Below are 24446 nucleotides of genomic sequence, written 5' to 3' on the forward strand. Positions count from 1 at the left end.
CAGGGGGGACCCTGTGGGAGAGTAGGACGCCGCCGAACAATTATTGCGAGAGAGCCCCGCACCGGGAACGGTGCGGGGCTTTCTGCATTTCAGGGTTCGTTTAGTGTCTCCCGTATGCGCTACGACCTGGTTATCTTCGACAACGACGGCGTCCTCGTCGACAGCGAGCCGATTTCGAACCGGCTCCTGGCCGGCTACCTGAGTGAGCTGGGGCACCCGACGTCGTACGAGGACTCCCTGCGGGACTACATGGGTGCCGCGATGCACCGGGTGCATGACCTCGTACTGGAGCGGACGGGGCGAAAGCTGCCCGAGGACTTCGACGATGTGTTCCACCGCCGGGTCTTCGCCGCTTTCGAGGAGGACCTGGAGGCCGTGCCCGGGGTTGTCGGCCTGCTGGAGAAACTGGCGGTGGACGGGGTGCCGTACTGCGTGGCGTCCTCCGGGAGCCACGAGCGGATTCGGGTGGGGCATCGGAAGACCGGGCTGGACCGGTGGTTCGGCGAAGAGCGCATCTTCAGCTCCCAGGACGTGGGGCGGGGGAAGCCCGCCCCGGACCTCTTCCTGTACGCCGCGGAGCGGATGGGCGTCGCGCCCGAGCGGTGCGTCGTCGTGGAGGACAGTCCGCTGGGCGTGCGGGCGGCGGTCGCGGCCGGGATGGACGTGTACGGGTTCACGGCGATGACGCCAGCCGGGAAGCTGGCCGGGGCCACCCGTCTCTTCCAGGACATGGGGGAGTTGGCTGGGTTGCTGACGACCTGACCGAAAAAGCTGAGCAGAATTCATCTCTGGCTGGATCTACCCACGGGTAAGCGGGAGCTCTACGCTCGCCGCCATGACGGATGTGCTGCGGCGCGGCAGGGTCTCGTTGGCGTTCGGCTTCTTCGCCCAGGGCGTCGCCTTCGCTCTGCTGGTGACGCGGATCCCGGCCATTCAGGACCGGTACGGCGTCTCCGACGCGGTGCTGCCCGTCTTCCTGGCTGCCGTTCCCGTCCTGGCGGGGGTCGGAAGTGTAGTGACCGGGCGCCTGGTGCGGCGGGTGCGGGCGAGCGGGCTGCTGCGGTGGTCCCAGCCGGTGGTGCTGCTGGCGCTGCTCGGCGTCGGGGCGGGGGACGGGGTGGCGGCGCTGGCCCTGGCGCTGGGCTTCTTCGGGCTCGCCGTGGGGGCGCTGGACGCCTCGATGAACATGCTCGGGGTGAGTCTCCAGCGGGCGTACGGGCGCAGCATCATGCTGGGGTTCCATGCGGCGTACAGCCTGGGCGGGATCCTGGGGGCCTCGCTGGCCTGGGCGGGGGCGCACTGGGACCTGGCGTTGTGGGTGTCGTACCTGCCGGTCGTGGTGGTGCTGTCGCCGCTCGCACTGGTGGGGAGCCGGTGGTACGTCGACGGGGAGGGTGGCGGCCCCGGCGAGGCCGGGGCGGAGGGGCCGCGGAAGGCGGTGGGTGCGGGCGTCGGGTTCAAGGTGCTGCTGCCGTTGTGCCTGGTGATGACGTTCGCGTACATCGGGGACTCGACCGTTTCCAATTGGAGCGCCAAGTACCTCCAGGACGTGCTGGGGAGTTCGGAGCAGCTCGCCACCGTGCCGTACAACGTGTACATGGTGACCACGCTGGTGGGAAGGGCCGTGGGGGACTTCGGAGTTCGGCGGTTCGGGGCTGTGGCGGTGGTGCGGGGTGGGGCCGTGGTCGCGGCGGGTGGGTTCGCCGTGGTGGCGGGGGCGCCGGGGGCCTGGGCGGGGATGCTCGGGTTCACGTTGCTGGGACTGGGGTTGTGCGTGCTGGTGCCGCAGACGTTCGCGGCGGCGGGGCGGCTGGCCGAGGAGCGGGACGGCCGTCCGGGGGCGTCCGACGCGGCGGTGGCGCGGCTCAATGTGTTCAACTACGTCGGTTTCCTGATCGGTTCGCCGTTGGTGGGGGCGCTCGGGGACGCCTGGAGCTATCGCGGGGCGATGCTCGTGCCGATGGTGTTGGTGCTGGTGACGGTCGTGTACGCCAGGTCGTTCGAGTCTCAACCGGACCGATACGGTGGCGGGCATGAGCGGCCGCGCACAGCTGATGTGGGACGAGGCAGTAACGGGCTATGACTTCGGTCCGGAGCATCCGATGGATCCGGTCCGGCTCGCCCTGACACGCAGTCTGGTCGGTGCCCTGGGGCTCGACCGGGAGGTGGAGGCCGTCGCGGCGCGCGCGGCGGGGGAGTCGACGCTGCGGCTCGTGCACCGGCAGGACTACATCGAGGCGGTGAAGGCGGCGTCGCTGGAGCCGGGCACGGCGGACGTGTCGTACGGGCTCGGGACGGTCGACGACCCGGCCTTCGCGGGGATGCACGAGGTGTCCGCGCTGATCGCCGGGCAGTCGGTGGGGGCGGCGGAGGCGGTGTGGCGCGGGGACGCGCCGCACGCGGTGAACTTCGCGGGCGGGCTGCACCACGCGATGCCCGGGGCGGCATCCGGTTTCTGCGTGTACAACGACGCGGCGCTGGCGATCGCGCGGCTGCTGGAGCTGGGGGCCGAGCGGGTCGCGTACGTGGACGTGGACGTGCACCACGGGGACGGGGTGCAGGCGGCGTTCTGGGAGGACCCGCGGGTCCTGACGGTGTCGCTGCACGAGCACCCGCGGACGCTGTTCCCGCAGACCGGGTGGCCGGAGGAGACGGGGGCGGAGAGCGCGGAGGGGACGGCGGTGAACGTCGCGTTGCCGGCCGGGACCGGGGACGCGGGGTGGTTGCGGGCGTTCCACGCGGTGGTGCCGGAGGTGCTGGCGGACTTCCGGCCGCAGGTGCTGGTGACGCAGCACGGTGCGGACACGCACTTCGAGGATCCGCTGGCGCACCTGGCGGTGTCGCTGGACGCGCAGCGGGCGGTGCAGGTGGCGTGTCACGAGCTGGCGCACGAGTACGCCGGGGGGCGGTGGGTGGCGCTGGGGGGCGGAGGTTACGCCGTGGTGGATGTGGTGCCGCGGTCGTGGACGCATCTCGTGGGAATCGCGGCGGGGCGGCCGGTGGAGCCGGAGACGGTGATTCCGGAGGGGTGGCGGCAGGAGGTGTTCGCGCGGACGCGGCAGCTCGGGCCGATGCGGATGACTGATGGGCGGTGGCCGGTGGGGTGGGCGCCGTGGGAGGCGGGGTACGACCCCGCGGATCGGTTGGATCAGGCGGTGCTGGCGGCTCGGCGGGCGGTGTTTCCGTTGCGGGGGCTGTTGGCGTAGCGGGGGCTGAGTTGTCGGTTGCGTGGTGTTGGTGCCGGCCGGGGGCGTCGCAGCCCGGCGTGGCGGCGTGCCGCTGCGCCCACCCTCCCGCACTCTCGGCTTCGCTCGAGCGGGGCGGGGGACCCCCATCGCCCCAGCGGCACGACTGCCCGCGGCTGCGGGGAGCGGGAACGTTACGCCGACCGTGGGTAGATTGCCGCGTTCCTCACCCGCAAGACGGGTGGACCCGGCAGCATCGGGTTCGTGCTGACCCGCCGAGCTCTTCGGGCTCATCTTCTCGACGCTCGTCTTGCCGGGGTGGTGGCGACTTCCCGGGAGGTGAGCCTGCGGAGCTACCGGTTGTTCGCGGCGCGGGACCCGCGGGTGCTGATCGGGATCGATCCGGAGCGGGACTGGGGGCACCGGGAGCTGCTCGGGCTGATGGCGGACAGGTGCGGGGTCTCCGCCGATCCGCGGCAGACCGCGGGTCAGGACGTGATCGATCCGGACCGGACGCTGGCGGCTCTGGACGCGTTCGCCGGACGGCTCGCGGCCGTCGCTCAGCGTCGCGGGCCGGTGCTCCTCGGTACCGGGCACCCGCACCGGCTGCTCGGCTTCTACGTCGCCTTGGCCGAGGCGTTGTCGGCGGCGGGATGTGCTGTCCTCACCCCGGCGCAGGGTCGCTGTGTCGACATAACGACCCGGTTCGGTCTACGCACGTACAACCTCGACTACGTCCGGGGAGTCGCGTTGGTGCGGGAACCCGGCGCCGGGCGCGCCGGTGGTGAGCCGGGCGCACACACGCATTCTCCGCTCCCGGTTCGTACCGCGCTGGCTGCCGCCGTCGAGGCCGGAGGACCGCTTCCCGAGCTGGTGATCGGGGACCATGGTTGGGCCTGCGGTGCAGGTCAGCTGGGATTCGAGGCGATCGGGCCGGCCGATACGGACGATCCCGCGCTCTTCGTCGGGCAGGCCGAGGGGTCCGTGTCCGTCGTCGTTCCACTTGATGACGCCGTGCGGTCTGAGTACTACCGGCCGCTTACCCGCTACGTACTCAATCGGGCGTGTCTGTCACGGTAGGGAAGCGATGGGTGCACCTCTTCCCCATTCGCATCACCCGCCCCTACATTGGGGAGTGAGCACGCAGCGACGAAGAGTCACCGGAAGGGGAAGCCGGTGGCCGTCGAGTGCGGAAGGTTCAGGTGTGTCATGGCTGCAGCTGGCGAAAGGCCTCTGAACGAGGTTCAGTTCCTTACCGTGGCGGAGGTCGCCTCGGTGATGCGCGTGTCCAAGATGACCGTGTACCGGTTGGTGCACAGCGGTCATCTGCCCGCGATCCGGGTGGGACGGTCGTTCCGCGTCCCGGAGCAAGCGGTTCACGAGTACCTCCGGGAGAGTTACGTGGGGGTGGAAACGGCCTGACGACCTCGATTACGACCTCAGCGCTCGGGCGGGTAGGCTGGCCCCTCGTAGGTCGTGTGGGCCCATGGCGCTCACCAACCGAGTGATGAGAAGTGAGCGAGGGTAGTCGTGGGCTCTGTTATCAAGAAGCGGCGCAAGCGGATGGCCAAGAAGAAGCACCGCAAGCTGCTGAAGCGCACGCGCGTTCAGCGTCGCAACAAGAAGTAAGCGACGCTGCGCCGTCAGCGTGGTCTGTGGCCCCCCACCGCATCCGGTGGGGGGTCACAGTCGTCTTCGGGGGCGGGAGCGCGGGGTGACCGCGAAATCTCGTCACTTGCCGCGTCCGTCGGTCATCACAGCGCAACACCGACCGGCTAAGTTGGCCCGCAGGCGGGGAACGCGGCAGGGTACGCAGCAGGGCGGAAGGAAGGCGCTGATCTTGGGCAAGGTCGTGCTCGTGACCGGAGTGGCCCGTCAGCTGGGCGGCCGGTTCGTCCGGCGCATCCAGCGTGACCCCGACGTGGACCGGGTCGTCGGCGTGGACGCCGTCGCGCCGGAGCACCATCTGGGCGGCGCCGAGTTCGTCCAGGCCGACATCCGCCAGTCGGCGATCGGGCGCATCCTCGCGGAGACGGGTGCCGACACGGTGGTCCACCTGGACGTCACGGGCACCCCATTGGGCAGCGGCAGCCGTACGTCGGTCAAGGAGACCAACGTCATCGGCACGATGCAGCTGCTCGGTGCCTGCCAGAAGTCGCCGGCCGTGCAGCGGCTCGTGGTGAAGTCCAGTACGAACGTCTACGGGTCCGCGCCGCGTGACCCGGCCGTCTGCACGGAGACCACCGCGCCCAAGTCGCTGCCCAGCGGGGGCTTCGCCAAGGACGCCGTCGAGGTCGAGGGGTATGTGCGGGGCTTCGCCCGGCGCCGTCCCGACGTCGCGGTGACCGTGCTGCGGTTCGCCAACATCCTCGGTCCGGCCGCGGACACGCCGCTCGCCTCGTACTTCGGGCTGCCGGTGCTGCCGACGGTGTTCGGTTACGACCCGCGGCTGCAGTTCGTGCACGAGGACGACGTGATCGAGGTGCTGCGGATCTCCTCGCACGAGCCGCGGCGGGGCACGCTGAACAGCGGCACCTTCAACATCGCGGGCGACGGTGTCCTGACGCTCTCCCAGTGCTCGCGCCGGCTGGGCCGCCCGACGGTGCCGTTGCTGCTGCCCGCGGTCACCTGGGCGGGCTCGCTCGTGCGTACGCTGGGGATGACGGACTTCTCCCCCGAGCAGATCCGGCTGCTCACCCACGGGCGGGTGGTGGACACCACGCAGATGCGCGAGACCCTGGGTTTCCGGCCGAAGTACTCGACGGCCGGGGCGTTCGCGGACTTCGCGAGCGGCCGTGGCGCGGGTCTGCTGCCGCCCGAGGCCCTCGCGGGGGCCGTCGACCGGCTCGCGGAGCTGTCCCTGCGGGGCAGCGGCCACCTCCCGACGCAGAGCGCCAACTGAGGAGCGCATCAACGATGGCGGACGCCAAGGTCATTCCGTTCGACGACGACCGGTCGCGGGGGAGCGGCGGCAGCGGGGGGAACGCGGCCCAGCGCCCGGCCCGGCGCCGCGGCGCGGGGAGCCGGCGCAAGAGCTCGGCGGAGTCCGTGCCGGTCCGGGAGGTGCAGCCGCTGCCGGTGCGGGGGGCCGCCGAGGACGGTGACGCCGTGACGCCCGAGCCGCGGTCGTCCGAGGACGGGGGCGTGGGCTTGGGCGCGGACGGCGGGCTGGAGCGGCGCATCGCGGGCGGCCTGGCCTTCCTGCGCCGCCGGCTCACCGGTGACTACGAGGTCGACGACTTCGGCTACGACGCCGAGCTCACCGACCAGGTGCTGATGTCCATGCTCCGCCCGGTGTACGAGAAGTACTTCCGGGTCGAGGTGAGGGGCGTGGAGAACATCCCGGCCGAGGGCGGGGCCCTGATCGTGGCGAACCACTCGGGGACGCTGCCGCTGGACGGCCTGATGATGCAGGTGGCCGTGCACGACCACCATCCGGCCGACCGGCACCTGCGGCTGCTGGCGGCGGACCTGGTGTTCGTGCTGCCGGTGGTCAACGAGCTGGCCCGCAAGCTGGGGCACACGCTGGCCTGCGCGGAGGACGCCGAACGGCTGCTCGCCCAGGGTGAGCTGGTCGGCGTGATGCCGGAGGGCTTCAAAGGCATCGGCAAGCCGTTCAGCGAGCGTTACAAGCTCCAGCGTTTCGGGCGGGGCGGCTTCGTGTCGACGGCGCTGCGGCAGGGGGTGCCGATCATCCCGTGCTCGATCGTCGGTGCGGAGGAGATCTACCCGATGATCGGAAACGCGAAGACGCTGGCGCGGCTGCTGGGCTTCCCGTACTTCCCGCTGACGCCGACCTTCCCGTGGCTGGGGCCGCTGGGAGCCGTGCCGTTGCCGACCAAGTGGACGATCCAGTTCGGTGAGCCGATCCCGACGGACGGCTACCCGGCGGAGGCGGCCGAGGATCCGATGCTGATGTTCAACCTGACCGACCAGGTGCGGGAGCAGATCCAGCACACGCTGTACAAGTTGCTGGTGCAGCGGAGGTCGGTGTTCTTCTGAGGCGGTGACGGGGGCGCCCCGGGTGCCGGGGCGCCCCCGTGCTCACTCCGCGTCGTCCGCCTCGATCCCCAGGCCGGGCAGGAGGCCCGGGAGGAGGGGCGGGAGGGTGACGTCCGGCTCCGCGGGCGGGGTGTTGCCGCCCGTGGAGGGGGAGGCGGGGCTGCTGTCCTTGGGCGGGTCGAGCAGGCCGCCCGTGCCGCCGCCGAGCAGGCCGTCGTTCTCCTGGCCGGAGCCGGTGGACTCGCTGGGCCGGCCGCTGTCCGTGCGCCCGCGCTCGGAGGTGCCGTCGTCGCCGGTGCTGGGCGCCGACGAGTGCCCGCCGGAGCCGGGGGCGTCGCTGGTCGCCGATCCGGAGCTGCCCGGGCGGCCGTCGTCCGCGCCGCCGGTTTCCTGGTCCGGCGGCTGCGGCAGCATGGACCGCAGCGGCGCCACGTCGTCCTCTATGGCGTCGAACACCGACGACACCTGCTCGCTCACGTCCCCGAGCTGCACGGGCAGCCGGTCGCGCAGGGCTCCCCAGGTCTCCCGGTGGGAGCGGGAGAAGGTGGAGAGGGCCTGCATGGGGGCCAGGGAGTCGGGGTCGCGGGCGTACACCGCGCTGAGCAGCCGGTGGCCCTCGGAGGCGTCGTGCCGCATGCCGGAGAGGGCGCGGCGGATCTCGCCGAGGGACTCGTGGTCGAGGGAGCCGCTGCGGCCGCGCTCCATCAGCCTGCGTGCCTCGTTCAGCCGGGTGGACGCCAGGTCCAGGTAGGCCCGGCCGCGCTCGTCGTCCCCGTCGGCGAGGCCGAGGCGGAAGTCCTCTATGCCGCGCTTGAGGCCGTAGAGCGAGTCGCCGGGCAGGGCGTCCGAACTGGCTGCGGCGACTCCGCCGAAGGCTCCGGCGGCCACGCTCACGCTCAGCCCGCCCGCGGTGAGGCCCTTCGCCAGCCGCGAGCGCGGCCGGAACCTCTTCAGCGGGGCCGCCCGGTGGGTGCCGCGCGCCCGGCGCTGTTCGGGAACCGAAGGGTCCGCCGCTCCGCCCGCGGTGCCCTCCTGGAGCATGGCCTCGAACGCGGCCACCAGCTGGGCCCGCTGGACGACCTTGACCTCGGGATCAAGCTCGGGCCGGGGCAGCGTCTCCAGGCCGGCGGCGAGGGTCAACAGACGACCCTGCTCGGTCTGTTCCCCGGTGGTTCCGGCGGCTGCCGGACCTCCGGACTGCTCGGCCGCCGCCCCGGGATCGGACTGCTCCTCCAGAGCCTGGGCGAAGGCGTTCGCCCGCCGGTGTGCCGATACGTTCGCGATCACTGGCGGCACCTCCTCTCGTCATGACGGTCGACTCCCCAGGGGGTCCTGAGGGTTGCACACCCTGATCGGAACCACCCGATCGTGTGATCGGAGTCGGCCAGGGGGTGACCACAGGGAGCCTGCATCCCGCACAACGAGTGGCGCGGCACTTGGGTTACGGACGGTGGATGATCGGACCGCTGTCTCAACGGACTTTCACCAGGGGTGACTTGGGGAACGCGTAGGGTGAGTGTCGGGAGGGCTCTCAGCGTGCGTCGTCCGGGAGGAGCCGGGCGAGGGTGCGTACGGCGCGGTACTGGAGCGTCTTGATGGCGCCCTCGTTCTTGCCCATGACCCGGGCGGTCTCGGCGACCGAGAGGCCCTGGAGGAAGCGCAGGGTCACGCACTCCTGCTGCTGCGGGTTGAGTCGTCGTACGGCGTCCAGGAGGGCGGCGTTGGACAGGGACTCCAGGACGGAGTCCTCGGGGGACCGCTCGACCTCGTTGGCGTCGAGCATCTCGCCGGTGGTGACCTCCAGCCGGAAGCGGCTGGACTTGAAGTGGTCGGCGACGAGGTTGCGGGCGATGGTCACCAGCCAGGCGCCGAAGTCGCGGCCCTGCCAGGTGAAGGTGCCGATGCGCCTGAGGGCGCGCAGGAAGGTCTCGCTGGTGAGGTCCTCCGCGGTCGCCTTGCCGCCCACCCGGTAGTAGATGTAGCGGTACACGGTGTCGCTGTACTGGTCGTAGAGCCGGCCGAAGGCGTCGGCCTCGCCGGCCTGGGCCCGTTCGACCAGGTCCATCATGCGGGCGCTGTCGCTGTCGGCGGCGGGGCGCCGGTGGGTGGCGGCGGCCCCGGACGAGGACGACCGCGCCCGTCTGCCGACGGCGGCGCCCGAGTCGGCCAGTGCGTAGCAGGGGCCGACGGGGACGGTGGCCGTGGCGAGGGCGGGGACGGCGTACGCGGTGGGGACGAAGCCGCGCAACAGGTCTTGGGCTGATTTGACCGTTGCGCGCAGCGTAGCCAGGCCCGAGGCGTCAACCCCGACGTGTGGGTACACGGGACTCCCAGAGGCAGAGCTTCCATCACGTGCAGTACGGAACCATTCACCCGTCGTAGCGAAGGTGGGGTGCCGGAATGCGTCTGAGGAGAATAACGCTTCGTGCAGGCACTGCTACGCCCAGTTGCTCAAATCATCGATTACGTCGCTTCCGTGCCCGATTGACGCCCGATCAGCTGCGACAGAGTGACCGATTGATGACCGGATCGGTTCGAATTCCGTGTGACTACAGAGCGTGTTGTGGTCGATGTGAGAAAAGGGGACTGGAGAGGCTGCCTCAGGGGTACGTCACATCGATTGGCCCAACGGCATTGGCTGATCGGCGGGGCGCGGTCAGCGGCGGCGGCGGTGCAGCGCGATGGCCGCCGCGGTGCCGCCGGCCACGGCGCCGACGCCTGCGGCCGCCGGGATGCCGACCTTGGCCGCCTTGCGGCCGGTGCGGTAGTCCCGCAGCCGCCACTCCAGCTCCCGGGCGTGCTTGCGCAGCTTGGAGTCCGGGTTGATCGCGTACGGATGGCCGACCAGCGACAGCATCGGGATGTCGTTGTGGGAGTCGCTGTAGGCGGCGCAGCGGGACAGGTCCAGGCCCTCCGCCGTCGCCAGCGCCCTTACCGCCTCCGCCTTCGCGGGGCCGTGCAGGGGTTCGCCGACGAGCTTGCCCGTGTAGACGCCGCCGATCGACTCGGCCACCGTGCCCAGCGCTCCGGTCAGACCCAGGCGGCGGGCGATCACCTGGGCGATCTCCACCGGGGCCGCGGTGACTAGCCAGACCTTCTGCCCGGCGTCCAGGTGGGCCTGGGCGAGGGCGCGGGTGCCGGGCCAGATCCGTTCGGCCATGTACTCGTCGTAGATCTCCTCGCCGATCGACTTCAGCTCGGAGACGCGGTGGCCCTTGACGATGGACAGCGCGGAGTCGCGGGCGTCCTGCATGTGCTCGGGGTCCTCGAACCCGGCGAGCCGGAACCACGCCTGCTGCCAGGCGAACCGGGCGAGGTCGCGGGTCTCGAAGAACTTCCGCTTGTACAGGCCCCGGCCGAAGTGGAAGATCGCGGCACCCTGCATCACGGTGTTGTCGAGGTCGAAGAAGGCGGCCGCCCGCTCGTCGCCGTGGACCGGGAACTCGGGCTCCGTGCCCGTGTCGGGAGCGGTCGCCTCCGCGGACTGCGCGGATTTGCGGGCTGCCTCCGCCGAGGCCTCGCCTGCCAACACGCTCCGCGCCGTGGCGGAGCGCCTACGGGGGGTGAGCCATCGAAGAGCGGCCATGTCCGTGAGCATAGCCAGTTTGTTCGGGGGCTTCGGAGTCGAGAGGTTCGGAGGCTGTGAACTCTGGACGACCGCACCGTTAAGGGGGCGGCCGCGCGCGGGAGAATGGCCGGCATGAGTCCCCTCTTCCGCCGAAAGCCCGCGACCGGCCCGCAGGACCCGCAGACGCACGGGGCCCCGCAGCCCGCTCAGCCCCCCGAGCACTCCGAGAACCATCTCGTCACCCTCATCCGCAAACCCGGCTGTCACCTGTGTGATGACGCACAGCTCGTCGTCGAGAAGGTCTGTGCCGACCTCGGTGTCCCCTGGGAGGGGAAGGACATCACCGAGGACCGCCAACTCCACGACGAGTACTGGGAACAGATCCCGGTCGTCCTGGTCGACGGCAGGCAGCACACCTTCTGGCGTGTGAACGAGGAACGCCTGCGCAAGGCACTGACCGACGAGTCCAAGTAGTCCGGATGGTCGCTTAGGATCGATGGTGACTTGGTCTCGGGGGCGTTGATCGTGAGGAGCGTGTGCGGCTTTGCCCTCGATGGGAGAGGAACGCGTGCGTGTACGCGCCGGTTCCCGGTTCGTGCGCCGGGCGTGCGTGAGCCCGGTCACGTTGGCCGGGCAAATCGGACACCATCTTTGTGCACGCGTTCACAAAGACATAGCCTGCATTCGACGGGGCGGTCATGTAGGGACGTATGACCGCCTACAGCCCCGCTCTACCCGCAGGAGCACCGTGGCAACTGGCCGAACACACCGACCGGCGACCCGCAGCCGAGGGATTCCCGAGGCCACCGTCGCCAGGCTTCCGCTGTACCTCCGCGCGCTGACCGCGCTCTCCGAGCGCTCGGTGCCCACGGTCTCCTCCGAGGAGCTGGCGGCGGCGGCGGGAGTCAACTCCGCGAAGCTGCGCAAGGACTTCTCCTACCTCGGCTCCTACGGGACGAGGGGCGTCGGCTACGACGTCGAGTATCTCGTGTACCAGATCTCGCGCGAACTGGGGCTCACCCAGGACTGGCCGGTTGTGATCGTCGGTATCGGTAACCTCGGCGCCGCGCTCGCCAACTACGGCGGCTTCGCCTCCCGCGGTTTCCGCGTCGCCGCGCTGATCGACGCCGATCCGGGAATGGCCGGAAAGCCCGTCGCGGGCATCCCGGTGCAGCACACCGACGAGCTGGAGAAGATCATCCAGGACGACGGTGTCTCCATCGGCGTGATCGCCACCCCCGCCGGCGCCGCCCAGCAGGTCTGCGACCGCCTCGTGGCCGCCGGTGTCACCTCCATCCTGAACTTCGCGCCGACCGTGCTGAACGTCCCCGAGGGCGTCGACGTGCGCAAGGTCGACCTCTCCATCGAGCTGCAGATCCTCGCCTTCCACGAGCAGCGCAAGGCGGGCGAGGAGGCCGTGGCCGACGCCGGCGCCGTGCCGCCCGCCGTCGCCCGCAAGCAGCAGCCCGCCACCGACCAGGGACCCGACGGGGACGTGCCCGCCGTGATGCCGGCATGAGCCTCCTCGTCGTCGGACTCAGCCACCGCAGCGCGCCGGTCAGCGTGCTGGAGCGGGCGTCCCTGAACGCGGACGCGCAGCTCAAGCTGCTCCAGGACACGGTCGCCGCCGAACCGGCCGCCGAGGCCGCGGTGCTGGCCACCTGCAACCGCATCGAGCTCTACGCCGACGTGGACAAGTTCCACGCCGGTGTCGCCGAGCTGTCCACGCTGCTCGCCCAGCACAGCGGGGTCGGCCTGGAGGAGCTCACTCCTTATCTTTACGTGCACTACGAGGACCGGGCCGTCCACCACCTCTTCTCGGTGGCCTGCGGGCTCGACTCGATGGTGGTCGGCGAGGGCCAGATCCTCGGTCAGATAAAGGACTCCCTGGCCCGCGCCCAGGACCTGCACACCGCCGGGCGGCTGCTGAACGACCTGTTCCAGCAGGCGCTCCGGGTCGGCAAGCGGGCCCACTCGGAGACCGGCATCGACCGCGCCGGGCAGTCCCTGGTCACCTTCGGCCTGGAGCAGCTCGCCGCGGGCGCCGACGTGCAGCAGTGGGCGCGGGGCAAGAAGGCCCTGGTCATCGGCGCCGGTTCGATGTCCTCGCTGGCCGCCGCCACGCTGGCGCGGTCCGGGGTCGCCGAGATCGTGGTCGCCAACCGCACCTTCGAGCGGGCCGAGCGGCTCGCACAGATCCTTGCCGAGGGCGACGACACGGACGTGCTGGCCCGCGCGGTACCGATGGACGCGGTGCCGGCCGAGCTGACACGTGCCGACCTGGCCGTCTCCTGCACCGGCGCGACCGGGCTGGTCCTGACGGCGGACGCCGTGGCGGCGACGGTGGAGGGCCGCACGGGCGCGCCCGCCGCCGAGCGGGCCGCGGGAGCGCCGGCCGCGGACACCGCCGTACGGGAGAGCGCCGTACGGGAGGCAGCCGAAACGCCTCTGCAGGCCGCCGGTGGCGACGAGAACTGCCCCCTGGACCTGTCCGCGGTCCCGTCCGGCTTCTCCGTCATGGGCGAGGCCGCCGTCGCCGGCATGGACGCGGCCACGCTGGAGCAGCACGGGGCCTGGGCCGCGAGCGGTACGACGGTGGACCGGCCGCGCGAGACCGGGCGGCCGGGCGCCGAGGCGGACGCCGAGCTGATCACCGCGCTCGCCGCGACGGCGACGCGTGTCGGCCGCATCCCCGAGCGCCGCCGCCCCGAGCCGGTCGCCGAGGTGCCGCGCCCGCAGCCCGTGCTCTTCCTCCTCGACCTCGCGATGCCGCGCGACATCGACGCCGCCGTGCACCGCCTGGCCGGGGTGCGTCTGGTGGACATCGAGTCGCTCGCCGAGGCCTCCGCGGACGCGCCGATGGCCGCCGACGTCGACATGGTCCGCCGGATCGTCGCCGACGAGGTCGCGGCGTTCGGCGCCGCCCAGCGGGCCGCCCACATCACGCCGACCGTCGTCGCGCTGCGCAGCATGGCCGCCGACGTGGTGGCCGGCGAGATCGTCCGCCTGGAGGGGCGGCTGCCGGGGCTCGACGACAAGCACCGCGCCGAGATCACCCAGACCGTCAAGCGTGTGGTCGACAAGCTGCTGCACGCGCCGACGGTACGGGTCAAGCAGCTCGCCGCCGAGCCCGGCGGCGCCGGGTACGCGGACGCGCTGCGCACCCTGTTCGACCTCGACCCCGAGACGGTGGCCTCCGTCTCCCGCGCCGAGAACAGCACTGAGAAGAACCGAGGGCCGGCATGACTGAGAAGGCACTGAGGCTGGGGACCAGGCGCAGCAAGCTCGCCATGGCCCAGTCCGGGCAGGTGGCGGACGCCGTGAGCCAGGTGACCGGTCGGCCCGTTGAGCTGGTCGAGATCACCACGTACGGCGACGTGTCGCGCGAGCACCTGGCGCAGATCGGCGGCACGGGCGTGTTCGTGGCCGCGCTGCGCGAGGCGCTGCTGCGGGGAGAGGTGGACTTCGCGGTTCACTCGCTGAAGGACCTCCCCACCGCGCAGCACGAGGGCCTGGTGGTGGCCGCGATCCCCGAGCGCGAGGACCCGCGGGACGTGGTCGTCGCCCGGGACGCGCGCAAGCTGACCGACCTGCCGCGCGGCGCCCGGATAGGGACGGGCGCGCCGCGCCGCATGGCGCAGCTGAACGCGTACGCCCGCACCCACGGCATGGAGATCGAGACGGTCCCGATCCGGGGCAACGTCGACACCCGCATCGGATACGTCCGCAGCGGCGAGCTCGACGCGGTCGTGCTGGCCGCCGCCGGGATGAACCGGGTGGGCCGCATCGACGAGGTGACCGACTTCCTGTCGGTCGACACGGTTCTGCCGGCTCCCGGCCAGGGGGCCCTGGCGATCGAGTGCCCCGCGGACAACGCGGACCTGATCGCCGCGCTCGCCGAGCTCGACGACCCGTTCACGCGGGCCGCCGTAACGGCCGAGCGGTCACTGCTCGCCGCCCTGGAGGCCGGCTGCAGCGCCCCTGTGGGCGCGCTGGCCGACCTTCTGGCCGACGGGCAGACTGTCAAGGAAATGCGCCTGCGCGGCGTCGTCGGCACGACCGACGGCTCGACGCTGGTGCAGCTGTCCACCACCGGTCCCGTGCCCCAGACGCACGATGCGGCGATGGCACTCGGTCGCGAACTCGCCACCGAGATGCTCGCCCAGGGCGCGGCCGGTCTGATGGGGGAGCGAGCACATTGAGCCCCACCACCCTTCCCGCCGGTCCGGAACAAGGGCACGTCACCTTCCTCGGTGCCGGACCCGGAGATCCGGGACTGCTGACTCTGCGCGCCGTGGAGGCGCTGGCGCACGCGGACGTCCTCGTCGCCGAGCACGAGGTGCTCGACGTCGTACGCACGCATGCGAGGCAGGGCGTGTCCGAAGTGCACACGGATGCCGATCCGTCGGATCCGGGCACAGGCGCGCCCCAGCTGAAGGTAGTTGACGGCACGTCAACGACCTCTGGTGTCCCCGCTGTGCGGGATGCCGCACATCTTGTCATGGAGGCCGCGCGGGGCGGCAGGCGGGTCGTGCGTGCGGTGACCGGGGACCCCGGGCTCGACGCGTACGCCGCCGAGGAGATGCTGGCGTGCGCCGCGGCCGGGGTGCCCTTCGAGGTCGTCCCCGGCATCGCGAACGCCGTCGGCGTGCCCGCGTACGCCGGTGTTCCGCTGCGCGACGCCGAGGGCGCCGACGTGCGGTTCGTGGACGCCCGTACGGCGTCGGCGCGGTGCTGGACGGAGGTGGGTGCCTCCGACGGGACGGTCGTGGTCTCGACGACGCTCGACTCGGTGGCCGCGGCGGCCGGTGAGCTGGTGTCGGCGGGCCGCAAGCCGGACACGCCGCTGACGGTCACGATCGCCGGTACGACGACGAGGCAGCGCACCTGGTCCGCCACCCTCGGCACGGTCGCCCAGACCCTGAAGCAGGCCAAGGTGCTGCCGTCGCCGGACGGTGGCCGCCCGGTGATAGCCGTGGTCGGCGAGCGTTCCGCGTCCGCCCGGCGCGACCAGCTGTCGTGGTTCGAGTCCAAGCCGCTGTTCGGCTGGAAGGTCCTCGTGCCGCGTACGAAGGAGCAGGCGGCGTCGCTCTCCGACCAGCTGCGGTCCTACGGGGCCGTGCCGAGCGAGGTCCCGACCATCGCGGTGGAGCCCCCGCGCACCCCGCAGCAGATGGAGCGGGCGGTCAAGGGCCTGGTGACGGGCCGCTACGAGTGGATCGCGTTCACGTCGGTCAACGCGGTGAAGGCGGTCCGGGAGAAGTTCGAGGAGTACGGGCTCGACGCCCGTGCCTTCGCGGGCATCAAGGTCGCGGCGGTCGGTGAGCAGACCGCGAAGGCGCTCATCGCCTTCGGCGTGAAGCCGGACCTGGTCCCGAGCGGCGAGCAGTCGGCGGCGGGCCTCCTGGAGGACTGGCCGCCGTACGACCCGGTATTCGACCCGATCGACCGCGTCTTCCTCCCGCGGGCGGACATCGCCACGGAGACCCTGGTCGCCGGTCTGATCGAGCTGGGCTGGGAGGTGGACGACGTCACCGCCTACCGCACGGTGCGCGCCTCGCCGCCCCCGGCCACCACCCGGGAGGCCATCAAGGGCGGCGGCTTCGACGCGGTGCTCTTCACCTCGTCGTCCACGGTCCGCAACCTGGTGGGCATCGCGGGCAAGCCGCACAACGTCACGGTGATCGCGTGCATCGGCCCGGCTACCGCCAAGACGGCGGAGGAGCACGGGCTGCGGGTCGACGTCATGTCCCCCGAGCCGTCCGTCACCAAGCTGGCGGAGGCCCTGGCCGACTTCGGCGCCCGCCGCCGCGCGGCGGCCGTGGAGGCCGGCGACCCGGTGACGCGGCCGAGCGAGCGGCGGCCGGGGGCTCGTCGACGGCGGTCCTCCACGTGAGGGACGTCAGGTGACGTGAGGCGGGGCGCTCCTCGGAGCGCCCCGCCTTTCCGCGCTCCGCCTGGCCGCCGCGCCGCAGGCCGAACCGGTGGTCGTGTGGTTCCACAGGCGAACGCGGGAGCCGCGCACGGCAGGGCCGGGCGGCGGATCAGTGGTGCCAGGCCTCGCCGCCCGTGTTGTGGATGAGGCGCTGGAGCACCTTCACGGTGGTCAGGTACTCGTCGTCGGAGATCCCGGCGTGGCGTTGTGCCCACAGGTCGTCCTGGAGGGCGGCGGCCTTGTCGAAGAACGCCCTGCCCGCGGGGGTGAGGGTCAGGTGACCGTCGGGGGTCTGAGCGGTCCAGCCGTTGGAGATGGTCGCGTCGATCTCCGACTCCATCGACTCCGGGCCCGTGTCGAGGTAGTCGCGCAGGAGGGCGGAGATCTCGGCACGGGTCTTCGGGGAGCCGGCGCGGGCCACCTGGGCCAGCACCCACCACTGCGGCTGGGTCGTGCCGAGTTCGGCGAGGGCGGCGCGGGTGCGGGTGACGACGGCCTTGTAGGCGGCCCAGGTCCAGTAGCCGGCGGGCTGGCGGATCAGTTCGGCGTCGCTGTGCGAGTAGTCCATGGCGACGACCGTAAAAACTGAAGTTTGGTTGAGGTCAAGGGCGCCAGGGGCCGTCCCGGGCCGACTCGCCGTCGGCAAAGGCACGGGTGGGGCGGGCGTAGCGTAGGTGGTATGTCGACGTACGGATCCTTTCCCGGTACGCGGCCCAGGCGGCTGCGGAGCACTCCTGTCATGCGTCGGATGGTCGCCGAGACCCGGCTGCACCCGGCCGACTTCATCCTCCCGGCCTTCGTGCGCGAGGGCGTGAGCGAGCCGGTGCCGATCGCGGCGATGCCCGGGGTCGTGCAGCACACCCGGGACACGCTGAAGAAGGCCGCCGCGGAGGCGGTCGAGGCGGGGATCTCCGGGATCATGCTCTTCGGGGTGCCGGCGGAGGAGAAGAAGGACGCGGCCGGCACGGTCGGGACGGACCCGGACGGGATTCTGCAGGTCGCGCTGCGGGACGTGCGGGCCGAGGTCGGGGACGAGCTGCTCGTCATGTCCGATCTGTGTCTCGACGAGTTCACCGACCACGGGCACTGCGGGGTGCTGGACGCCGAGGGGCGGGTCGACAACGACGCCACCCTGGAGCGGTACGCCGAGATGGCGCAGGTCCAGGCCGACGCGGGCGCCCACGTGGTCGGACCCAGCGGGATGATGGACGGGCAGATCGGGGTCATCCGCGACGCCCTCGACCAGATCGGGCGGGAGGACGTCGCGATCCTCGCGTACACCGCCAAGTACGCCTCCGCCTTCTACGGCCCCTTCCGGGAGGCCGTCGGGTCCTCGCTGAAGGGCGACCGGAAGACCTACCAGCAGGACGCCGCCAACGTGCGCGAGTCCCTGCGGGAGCTGGCGCTCGACCTCGAGGAGGGCGCCGACATGGTGATGGTCAAGCCGGCCGGTCCCTACCTCGACATCCTCGCCAAGGTCGCCGAGGCGGTGGACGTGCCCGTAGCCGCCTACCAGATCTCCGGCGAGTACTCGATGATCGAGGCCGCCGCCGAGAAGGGCTGGATCGACCGCGACCGGGCCATCCTCGAGGCCCTCACCGGCATCAAGCGGGCCGGTGCGCGCACCATCCTGACCTACTGGGCCACCGAGGTCGCTCGCACCCTCCGCTGAGCGGCGACCTCGCCCGGTGTTCCGCGCAGGGGGTGCGGGCGCCCCTTCAGTGGCCGAGGGCGGCGTCCATGTCGGTCTGCCAGTAGGTGACCGTCAGCGCGGTGTCGACGTACACGCCGCCGGCGGGCAGGGCGACGGTGGCGATGGAGCCGTCCTCGAAGGGGACGGTGAGGGTGTCCGTCTCGTAGCCGTTCTCGCCGCTGCCGTCGCCGGAGGACAGCACCACGCCCGCGTAGCCGGACTTGCCGGGCTCGACCCCGGTCAGGGACTGCGGCCTGGTCGCCTCCGCGACCGGCGGCACCGACTGCGCCTCGCCGAAGCGGGCCGCCGGGTACGGCGGCAGCACGCACGTCTTCGAGCCGGTGTTGGTGGCGGTCAGCAGCAGGTGGTTGAGGGGGCGGGTCACCTTCGTCGCCGTGATCTTCACGTCGGCGGCGGAGCACTTGCCAGGCATCTCCGAGTCGTCGTCGCCGGTGCCGCCCGTCGACTTGTCGGAGGAGCCCGAGGAGCCGGAGCCGGAGGAATCGCGCGCGCCGGACGAGCCGGCGGAACCGTTCGTGCCCTTCGAGCCGTTGGCCTCGGTGGTGTCGCCCGACTCCTTCCCGTCGGTGGGCGGCTGCTCGCTGCTTCCGCCGGCCGGAGCGGAGGAGGACGGGGCCGCGGCGCCCGTGTCGGCGCCGTCTCCGCTCTCGCAGGCCGTCAGGGCGAGTGCGGCCAGGGCGACCGTGGTGGCGGCGAACAGGCGGGTGCGGCGGGCGGTGCGTGTGGACATGAGTGGACCCCTTCGGGTGGAGTTGAGGTGAGCCGCTCGACCGTTCGCCGGGAGCGGCTGCTTGGATGACCACAGCTTGGGGCCGGGGCCGTCCCGGTCGCCAGCGATGCCGGAGCATGCGGGACGCTGGGATGCCGAGACGGCCCTGACCTGCGGGTACGGCATTCCGCTGGGATGCGGTACGGGGATGCGGGAGAGGGAGAAACGGTGGCGGGGGACGACTTCGCGGGACTGCTGAGGGAACTCAAGGAGCGGTCCGGGCTGAGCTACGGGGCACTGGGCAAGCGGCTGCACATGAGCGCGTCGACCCTCCACCGGTACGTCAGCGGGGAGGTCGTACCCGTCGAGTTCGCCCCCGTCGAACGTCTCGCCCGCGCGTGCCGGGCCACCCCCGAGGAACTGCTCGAACTCCACCGCCGCTGGATCCGCGCGGACGCCCTGCGGGGCGTGAAGAAGGGTGAGAGTGAGAGCGGGGCCGAGGGCGAGGAGCACACCGGCCGTTCCGCGGAGCCGGGCCCTCCGGTCGCCGCCGAGGAGGCACCGCCCGCGCCCTCGGAACCGGCGCCGGCCCAACCCGCGTCGCCCCAACCCCCGCTGTCCGAGCCCGCGCCGCCCGCTCCCCGTCGCCGCGTCCCCCGCGCCGCCCTCTACGCCGCCTCCGGTGTCGTCGCCGTGAGTGTCGCCGTGGCGCTCGTGGCCAACCTCGTGTCGGGCTCGGGCGACGACGGGCGGCGCGGTCCCGCCGGGGCCGCCGGGGCGGTGCCGCCCGCCCTGTCGGCGTCCGGGAGCGCCACCCCGCCGGTGACTCCGAGCGGCAGCGCGTCCGCGTCGGCGTCCCCCTCGACGTCCGAGTCCGTGACCCCCTCGGCGTCCGCGACGGGCGCCGGTGCCGCCGCGTCCCCGAGCCGCCGCGCGCCCGCCGACGGCCCGATGCTCACCGTCTCGACCACCCCGTACTACTGGGACTCCCCCTGCGACCACGCCTTCCTCGTCGACCGCAGCCCGAAGAACGTGCTGAAGCCCCCCGCCCAGCAGGACGCGGTCGGCTGGGCCACGGCCTACGGCGCGGTCTCCGCGAACCGGCAGACGGCCGTCCTCACCGTGCAGGGCACCGGTCCGCAGACCGTCGTCCTGAAGGCCCTGCACGTACGCGTGGTGAGCAGCGAGGCGCCGCTGGACTGGAACCAGTACGTGATGGGCAACGGCTGCGGCGGCGAGGTGAGCGTGAAGGCCTTCGACGTCGCGCTCGACATGGGCACCCCCCTGGCGATGCCGATCGGCGGACAGCGGGACTTCCCGTACTCCGTCAGCGAGTCCGACCCCGAGGTCTTCCACGTCAACGCGCACACCAGCGGTCACGACGTCAGCTGGTACCTGGAGCTGGAGTGGTCGAGCGGCGGCCGGGAGGGCATCCTGCGCGTCGACGACCACGGCAAGCCGTTCCGCACCAGCGCCGCCAAGGACGGCTCCTACTACGCGTACCCGCTGGGCAGCGACGCCTGGGAGCTGGTCGAGGGCGACTGAACCGGGGTGGCCGCGGGTGCCGGGCACGGTCAACTCGTCCGGAGCGTTAGGTTGTTGACCACACAACGGTTCGCTCGTCAGGAGACGCCCATGCCCGGTGACGCCCTCAGCCAGGACCCCGCGGAGCTGAGAAGGAGGATCGACAGCAGCAAGGCGCACCCGGCCCGCGTCTACGACGTCTTCCTCGGCGGCAAGGACCACTACCCCGCCGACCGCGACGCGGCCGCCGCCGGGCTCGCCGCCAACCCGCGCGGCTACCTCGACGTGCGGCACAACCGCGACTTCCTGCGCCGCGCCGTCACCGCGCTGGCCGAGAAGGACGGCATCCGTCAGTTCCTCGACATCGGCACCGGTCTGCCGACCGCGGAGAACGTGCACCAGATCGCCCAGCGCGCCGCCCCCGAGTCGAGGGTGGTCTACGTCGACAACGACCCGGTCGTCCTCGCCCACGCCCGCGCGCTGCTCACCAGCGGCCCCGAGGGTCGCACGGACTACATCGACGCCGACCTGAAAAGCCCGGCGCGGATCCTCGAACAGGCCGCCGGGACACTCGACTTCGGGCGTCCCGTCGCGCTCTGCCTGGTCGCCATCCTGCACTTCGTCGAGGACGAGGAGGCCTACCCGATCGTCCGCGAGCTGATGGACGCGCTGCCCTCCGGAAGCCGGCTCGTCCTCAGCCACCTCACCGAGGACCTCAACCCGGAGAACATCCGCGCGGTCCAGCGGACGTACACGGAGCGGGGGTTCACCTTCGTGCTGCGCTCGCGCGAGGACGTCGAGCGCTTCTTCACCCAGAGCGGGCTGGAGCTCGCCGAGCCGGGGGTCGTCCCGGTGCACCACTGGCGCCCGGACCACGCGGCCCCCGTGCCCGAGCAGCCCGAGGAGTCCTACCTGGCCGGCCTCGACGACATCGAGAAGGTCCGGTACAAGGACATCAACGACGTCACGGACGCCGACATCAACGTGTACGGAGGGCTGGGCGCCAAGGGCTGACCGGGCCGAGCGCCGCGCGGACGTCCGGATCACGGAAAGGCGCTTGTAGGCGCCACGTATTTCTCTAGGGTGCGGGCATGACCGTGACCGAGAACGCGACCGCCCCCGCCGCTCCCCTCCCGCCGCTCGCCGCGCGGACCCGTTCGATCGGCGGTTCGCCGGTACGGGACATCCTGGCCGTCACCGCCCGCTCCGAGGTGATCAACTTCGCGGGCGGGCTCCCGGCCCCGGTGCTGTTCGACGCGGAGGGCATCGCCGCCGCCTACCAGGCCGTGCTCACCGAGACGCCCGCGCGGGCACTCCAGTACTCCACCACCGAGGGCGAGCCCGCCCTGCGCGCCGCGCTCGCCGCCCGCACCACCGCGCGCGGACTCGGCACCGGCCCCGACGACCTCCTCGTCACCACCGGCTCGCAGCAGGCCCTGTCCCTGCTCGCCACCGCCCTGATCGAACCGGGTGACACCGTCCTCGTCGAGGACCCCTGCTACCTGGCCGCCCTCCAGGCCTTCGGCTTCGCGGGCGCCCGGGTCGTCGCAGTGCCGGGCGACGAGCGGGGGATGGACCCTCAGGCGCTGGAGGAGCTGGTGGTGCGCGAGCGGCCCAAGCTGCTCTACACCGTGCCCACCTTCTCCAACCCCACCGGCCGCACCCTGCCCGCCGACCGCCGGGCCGCCGTCGCGGAGACGGCCGGGCGGCGCGGGGTGTGGATCGTCGAGGACGACCCGTACGGGGAACTGCGCTTCGAGGGCGAACGGGTGCCGTGGATCGCCTCCTACGACGGCGCCCGCGACCGCACCGTGCTGCTGGGCTCCTTCTCCAAGGTCATGGCGCCCGGCCTGCGCCTGGGCTGGCTGCGGGCGCCCGCCGAACTGCGCCGGGCCTGCGCGGTCGCCAAGCAGGCCGCCGACCTGCACACCCCGACCGTCAACCAGCTCGCCGCCGCCCGGTACCTGGCCGACCGCGATCTGGACGCCCACGTCGCGCGCGTCGCCGCCGCCTACGGCGCACGGCGGGACGCCATGCTCGCCGGCCTCGCGGACGCGCTCCCGGCGGGGTCGGCGTGGACCCGTCCCGAGGGCGGCATGTTCGTGTGGGTACGGCTGCCGGAGCGGTACGACACCACGGCCCTGCTCCCCGAGGTGGTCCGGCACGACGTGGCGTACGTCCCCGGCGCCCCCTTCCACGCCGGCGAACCCGACCGCGCGACCATGCGGCTGTGCTTCGTCACACAGACGCCGGACGAGATCGCGGAGGGGCTGCGGAGGCTGGGGGAGGGGCTGCGGGCCGGGTGAGCCGCGGAGCCGTGCCCCGCGGCGGAACGCCGCGGGGCACGGCCGCTCAGGCGCGGGTGTGGTCGTGGCTCTGGCCGTCCGGCGCCTGGACGGGGAAACCGGCGCCGGTGACCTGGAGCCCGGGGGCGCCGGCCCCTGGTGCGAGCGGTTCGGAGACCGGGCGGCCGGGTCCCGGACGCGCAGGCCCGCCGTGCGCGGGGGTGCGGTCGTGGCCCGTGGCCCCCTCGGCACGGATCTGCTCGAAGGCCTTGGTCAGGGCCACCTTGAGGCGCTTGGCCGCGGGCTTCTCCACCCACCGGTGCACCAGGTAGGACAGCACCAGGACCGCCGCCAGCGTCCCGCCGGCCAGGACCCACTGGTTGACGCGGGACTGGTAGTGGTGGAACACCTCCCAGCCGATGGACTCGTGAAGGAGGTACAGGGGGTAGGTGAGCGCGCCCGCGGTGGGCAGCCAGCGCCAGTTGATGCCGCGGAACCAGCCCAGGGACACGCCCGCCATCGTCACGAAGAAGACGGTGAGGACGACCGCCACGCCCCAGCCGGGGACATTGTCTCCGACCTTGTCCAGCGTCGCCCGCCAGGTCTTCATCGCCGTGTAGTTGCCCATGGCGAAGCAGAGGGCGATCATGCCCCACAGCAGCAGGTTCTGCCCGAAGCGGTACATCAGGTAGAAGGCCAGACCGGCGATGAAGAACCAGCAGTCCTGCGCCATCAGCAGGTCACTGATCGGACTGGCCCCGCTCCGTGTCGCCAGCACCGCGGCGACCGCCCAGACCCAGCAGAAGACGACCACCCGCCGATAGGTCACGCCCCGCCACACGACCAGCGCGAAGAGCAGGTAGAAACGCATCTCGGCCCAGAGGGTCCAGTACACGCCCTCGACGTCCTCGACCCCCATGGGCCGCTGCAGCATGGTCATGTTGACCAGCACGTCGCGCCACGGCAGCGGGGCGATCCCGCCGGGCATCAGGAAGACGACGGCGGTCGTCACGATGATGGCCAGCCAGTAGGCGGGGAAGAGCCGGATCACGCGTGAGGTGAAGAAGTGGGAGATGCTGCGTCCCCACGAGCTCATGCAGATGACGAAGCCGCTGATCATGAAGAACAGCTCGACGCCGAGCCACCCGTAGGCGGAAGGCCGGAAGAGCACCGGGAACAGCTGCGCCTGGGAGCCCTCCCAGCCCTCGCCGAACGCCACGTAGTGGTAGAGGACGACCATGAGGGCCGCACAGAGCCGCAGTCCGTCCAGCACGCCGATCCGGCCGGCGGGCCCTCGCCTGCCTGCGTCCTCCCGGCGCGCGCCGGCAGTCCTCCGCCCGGCGGATGCCATACCTATTCGCACTCAGCTCTCCAGAACGGTGTTCGTGTACGACCGCGGAACGCGGGGCGACAGGCAGGTGTCCCGATGCCATCGGTGATTGTGCCACTGAGCGTCGCCGGCCTACGCGGGGCGGCCCGCCCCCTCCTCGGTGGAGAGGACGGGCCGCCTGCCTGTGTTGCGTC

General features: G+C 72.0%; 23 protein-coding genes. 17 read left to right on the plus strand and 6 right to left on the minus strand.

Annotated elements, in window-relative coordinates; translation table 11 throughout:
• Positions 1-114 precede the first annotated feature (114 nt).
• From ACFW47_RS05150 to ACFW47_RS05185, 8 genes are all read left to right on the plus strand, one after another.
• Positions 115-762 carry an HAD family hydrolase gene (locus ACFW47_RS05150; protein WP_386282128.1) on the plus strand — a complete coding sequence of 216 codons (648 nt, stop codon included), beginning with the start codon at positions 115-117 and terminating at the stop codon, positions 760-762.
• A 73-nt stretch (positions 763-835) separates the two neighbouring features.
• Entirely contained in the window at positions 836-2083 is a 1248-nt protein-coding gene (locus ACFW47_RS05155; RefSeq protein ID WP_386304848.1) for an MFS transporter, read from the plus strand.
• Positions 2034-3206 (plus strand): acetoin utilization protein AcuC, encoded by a 1173-nt coding sequence (locus ACFW47_RS05160; protein WP_386304850.1) that lies wholly within the window; start codon positions 2034-2036, stop codon positions 3204-3206. Before ACFW47_RS05155 ends, ACFW47_RS05160 begins: the two co-directional genes overlap by 50 nt.
• 243 nt (positions 3207-3449) lie before the next feature.
• The gene (locus ACFW47_RS05165) at positions 3450-4265 is read left to right on the plus strand and encodes a phosphatase (protein WP_386282121.1); all 816 of its coding nucleotides are present in this window, start codon (positions 3450-3452) and stop codon (positions 4263-4265) included.
• Positions 4266-4394: 129 nt separating this feature from the next.
• The gene (locus tag ACFW47_RS05170; RefSeq protein WP_004984898.1) at positions 4395-4607 is read left to right on the plus strand and encodes a helix-turn-helix domain-containing protein; all 213 of its coding nucleotides are present in this window, start codon (positions 4395-4397) and stop codon (positions 4605-4607) included.
• A 108-nt stretch (positions 4608-4715) separates the two neighbouring features.
• Positions 4716-4814: a 30S ribosomal protein bS22 gene (locus ACFW47_RS05175; protein WP_003948845.1), complete on the plus strand. Its 99-nt coding sequence runs from the start codon at positions 4716-4718 to the stop codon at positions 4812-4814.
• Between the two features lie 211 nt (positions 4815-5025).
• A complete protein-coding gene (locus ACFW47_RS05180; RefSeq protein ID WP_386304851.1) occupies positions 5026-6087 on the plus strand; it encodes an NAD-dependent epimerase/dehydratase family protein in 1062 nt (353 codons plus the stop codon).
• A gap of 14 nt (positions 6088-6101) precedes the next feature.
• Positions 6102-7187 carry a lysophospholipid acyltransferase family protein gene (locus ACFW47_RS05185; protein WP_386304853.1) on the plus strand — a complete coding sequence of 362 codons (1086 nt, stop codon included), beginning with the start codon at positions 6102-6104 and terminating at the stop codon, positions 7185-7187.
• A 42-nt stretch (positions 7188-7229) separates the two neighbouring features.
• On the opposite strand, the gene ACFW47_RS05190 is transcribed toward ACFW47_RS05185, so the two are convergent.
• From ACFW47_RS05190 to ACFW47_RS05200, 3 genes are all read right to left on the minus strand, one after another.
• Positions 7230-8474: a DUF5667 domain-containing protein gene (locus ACFW47_RS05190; protein ID WP_386304854.1), complete on the minus strand. Its 1245-nt coding sequence runs from the start codon at positions 8472-8474 to the stop codon at positions 7230-7232.
• Between the two features lie 244 nt (positions 8475-8718).
• Positions 8719-9510 (minus strand): ECF subfamily RNA polymerase sigma factor, BldN family, encoded by a 792-nt coding sequence (locus ACFW47_RS05195; RefSeq protein WP_386282109.1) that lies wholly within the window; start codon positions 9508-9510, stop codon positions 8719-8721.
• A 333-nt stretch (positions 9511-9843) separates the two neighbouring features.
• Positions 9844-10773, minus strand: a complete 930-nt coding sequence (locus tag ACFW47_RS05200) for an HAD family hydrolase (RefSeq protein WP_386304856.1) — start codon at positions 10771-10773, stop codon at positions 9844-9846.
• A gap of 105 nt (positions 10774-10878) precedes the next feature.
• Here ACFW47_RS05200 and ACFW47_RS05205 point away from each other — a divergent pair, with 105 nt between their 5' ends.
• From ACFW47_RS05205 to ACFW47_RS05225, 5 genes are all read left to right on the plus strand, one after another.
• Complete coding sequence (locus ACFW47_RS05205; protein ID WP_386304858.1) at positions 10879-11229, plus strand: glutaredoxin family protein; 351 nt, start codon at positions 10879-10881, stop codon at positions 11227-11229.
• Positions 11230-11503: 274 nt separating this feature from the next.
• Entirely contained in the window at positions 11504-12274 is a 771-nt protein-coding gene (locus tag ACFW47_RS05210; RefSeq protein ID WP_386282102.1) for a redox-sensing transcriptional repressor Rex, read from the plus strand.
• Positions 12271-14001, plus strand: a complete 1731-nt coding sequence (locus ACFW47_RS05215) for a glutamyl-tRNA reductase (RefSeq protein ID WP_386304859.1) — start codon at positions 12271-12273, stop codon at positions 13999-14001. Before ACFW47_RS05210 ends, ACFW47_RS05215 begins: the two co-directional genes overlap by 4 nt.
• Entirely contained in the window at positions 13998-14957 is a 960-nt protein-coding gene (gene hemC, locus ACFW47_RS05220) for a hydroxymethylbilane synthase (RefSeq protein ID WP_386282098.1), read from the plus strand. Before ACFW47_RS05215 ends, hemC begins: the two co-directional genes overlap by 4 nt.
• Positions 14954-16651: a uroporphyrinogen-III synthase gene (locus ACFW47_RS05225; RefSeq protein WP_386304861.1), complete on the plus strand. Its 1698-nt coding sequence runs from the start codon at positions 14954-14956 to the stop codon at positions 16649-16651. Before hemC ends, ACFW47_RS05225 begins: the two co-directional genes overlap by 4 nt.
• Before the next feature lie 148 nt (positions 16652-16799).
• Here the strand turns inward: ACFW47_RS05225 and ACFW47_RS05230 are convergent, their stop codons facing one another.
• Positions 16800-17258 (minus strand): MarR family winged helix-turn-helix transcriptional regulator, encoded by a 459-nt coding sequence (locus ACFW47_RS05230; RefSeq protein ID WP_386304863.1) that lies wholly within the window; start codon positions 17256-17258, stop codon positions 16800-16802.
• Positions 17259-17369: 111 nt separating this feature from the next.
• On the opposite strand from ACFW47_RS05230, the gene hemB reads away from it, so the two are divergent.
• Positions 17370-18362, plus strand: coding sequence for a porphobilinogen synthase (gene hemB / locus ACFW47_RS05235; protein ID WP_386282089.1), 993 nt, complete (start codon positions 17370-17372; stop codon positions 18360-18362).
• Between the two features lie 46 nt (positions 18363-18408).
• Here the strand turns inward: hemB and ACFW47_RS05240 are convergent, their stop codons facing one another.
• The gene (locus ACFW47_RS05240; protein WP_386282086.1) at positions 18409-19134 is read right to left on the minus strand and encodes a DUF4232 domain-containing protein; all 726 of its coding nucleotides are present in this window, start codon (positions 19132-19134) and stop codon (positions 18409-18411) included.
• 207 nt (positions 19135-19341) lie between these two features.
• On the opposite strand from ACFW47_RS05240, the gene ACFW47_RS05245 reads away from it, so the two are divergent.
• The 3 genes from ACFW47_RS05245 to ACFW47_RS05255 all read left to right on the plus strand — a co-directional run bounded on the left by ACFW47_RS05245 (position 19342) and on the right by ACFW47_RS05255 (position 22943).
• Positions 19342-20658: a helix-turn-helix domain-containing protein gene (locus ACFW47_RS05245; protein WP_386282083.1), complete on the plus strand. Its 1317-nt coding sequence runs from the start codon at positions 19342-19344 to the stop codon at positions 20656-20658.
• A gap of 90 nt (positions 20659-20748) precedes the next feature.
• Positions 20749-21651 carry an SAM-dependent methyltransferase gene (locus ACFW47_RS05250; RefSeq protein ID WP_386282081.1) on the plus strand — a complete coding sequence of 301 codons (903 nt, stop codon included), beginning with the start codon at positions 20749-20751 and terminating at the stop codon, positions 21649-21651.
• A gap of 77 nt (positions 21652-21728) precedes the next feature.
• On the plus strand, positions 21729-22943 hold the full coding sequence (locus tag ACFW47_RS05255; protein WP_386304864.1) for a PLP-dependent aminotransferase family protein: 1215 nt from the start codon (positions 21729-21731) through the stop codon (positions 22941-22943).
• A gap of 46 nt (positions 22944-22989) precedes the next feature.
• Here ACFW47_RS05255 and ACFW47_RS05260 read toward each other — a convergent pair whose 3' ends face one another.
• The gene (locus tag ACFW47_RS05260) at positions 22990-24195 is read right to left on the minus strand and encodes an acyltransferase family protein (protein WP_386304866.1); all 1206 of its coding nucleotides are present in this window, start codon (positions 24193-24195) and stop codon (positions 22990-22992) included.
• Between the last annotated feature and the right edge of the window lie 251 nt (positions 24196-24446).

This window comes from Streptomyces sp. NPDC058796, assembly GCF_042745235.1.
GTDB lineage: Bacteria > Actinomycetota > Actinomycetes > Streptomycetales > Streptomycetaceae > Streptomyces.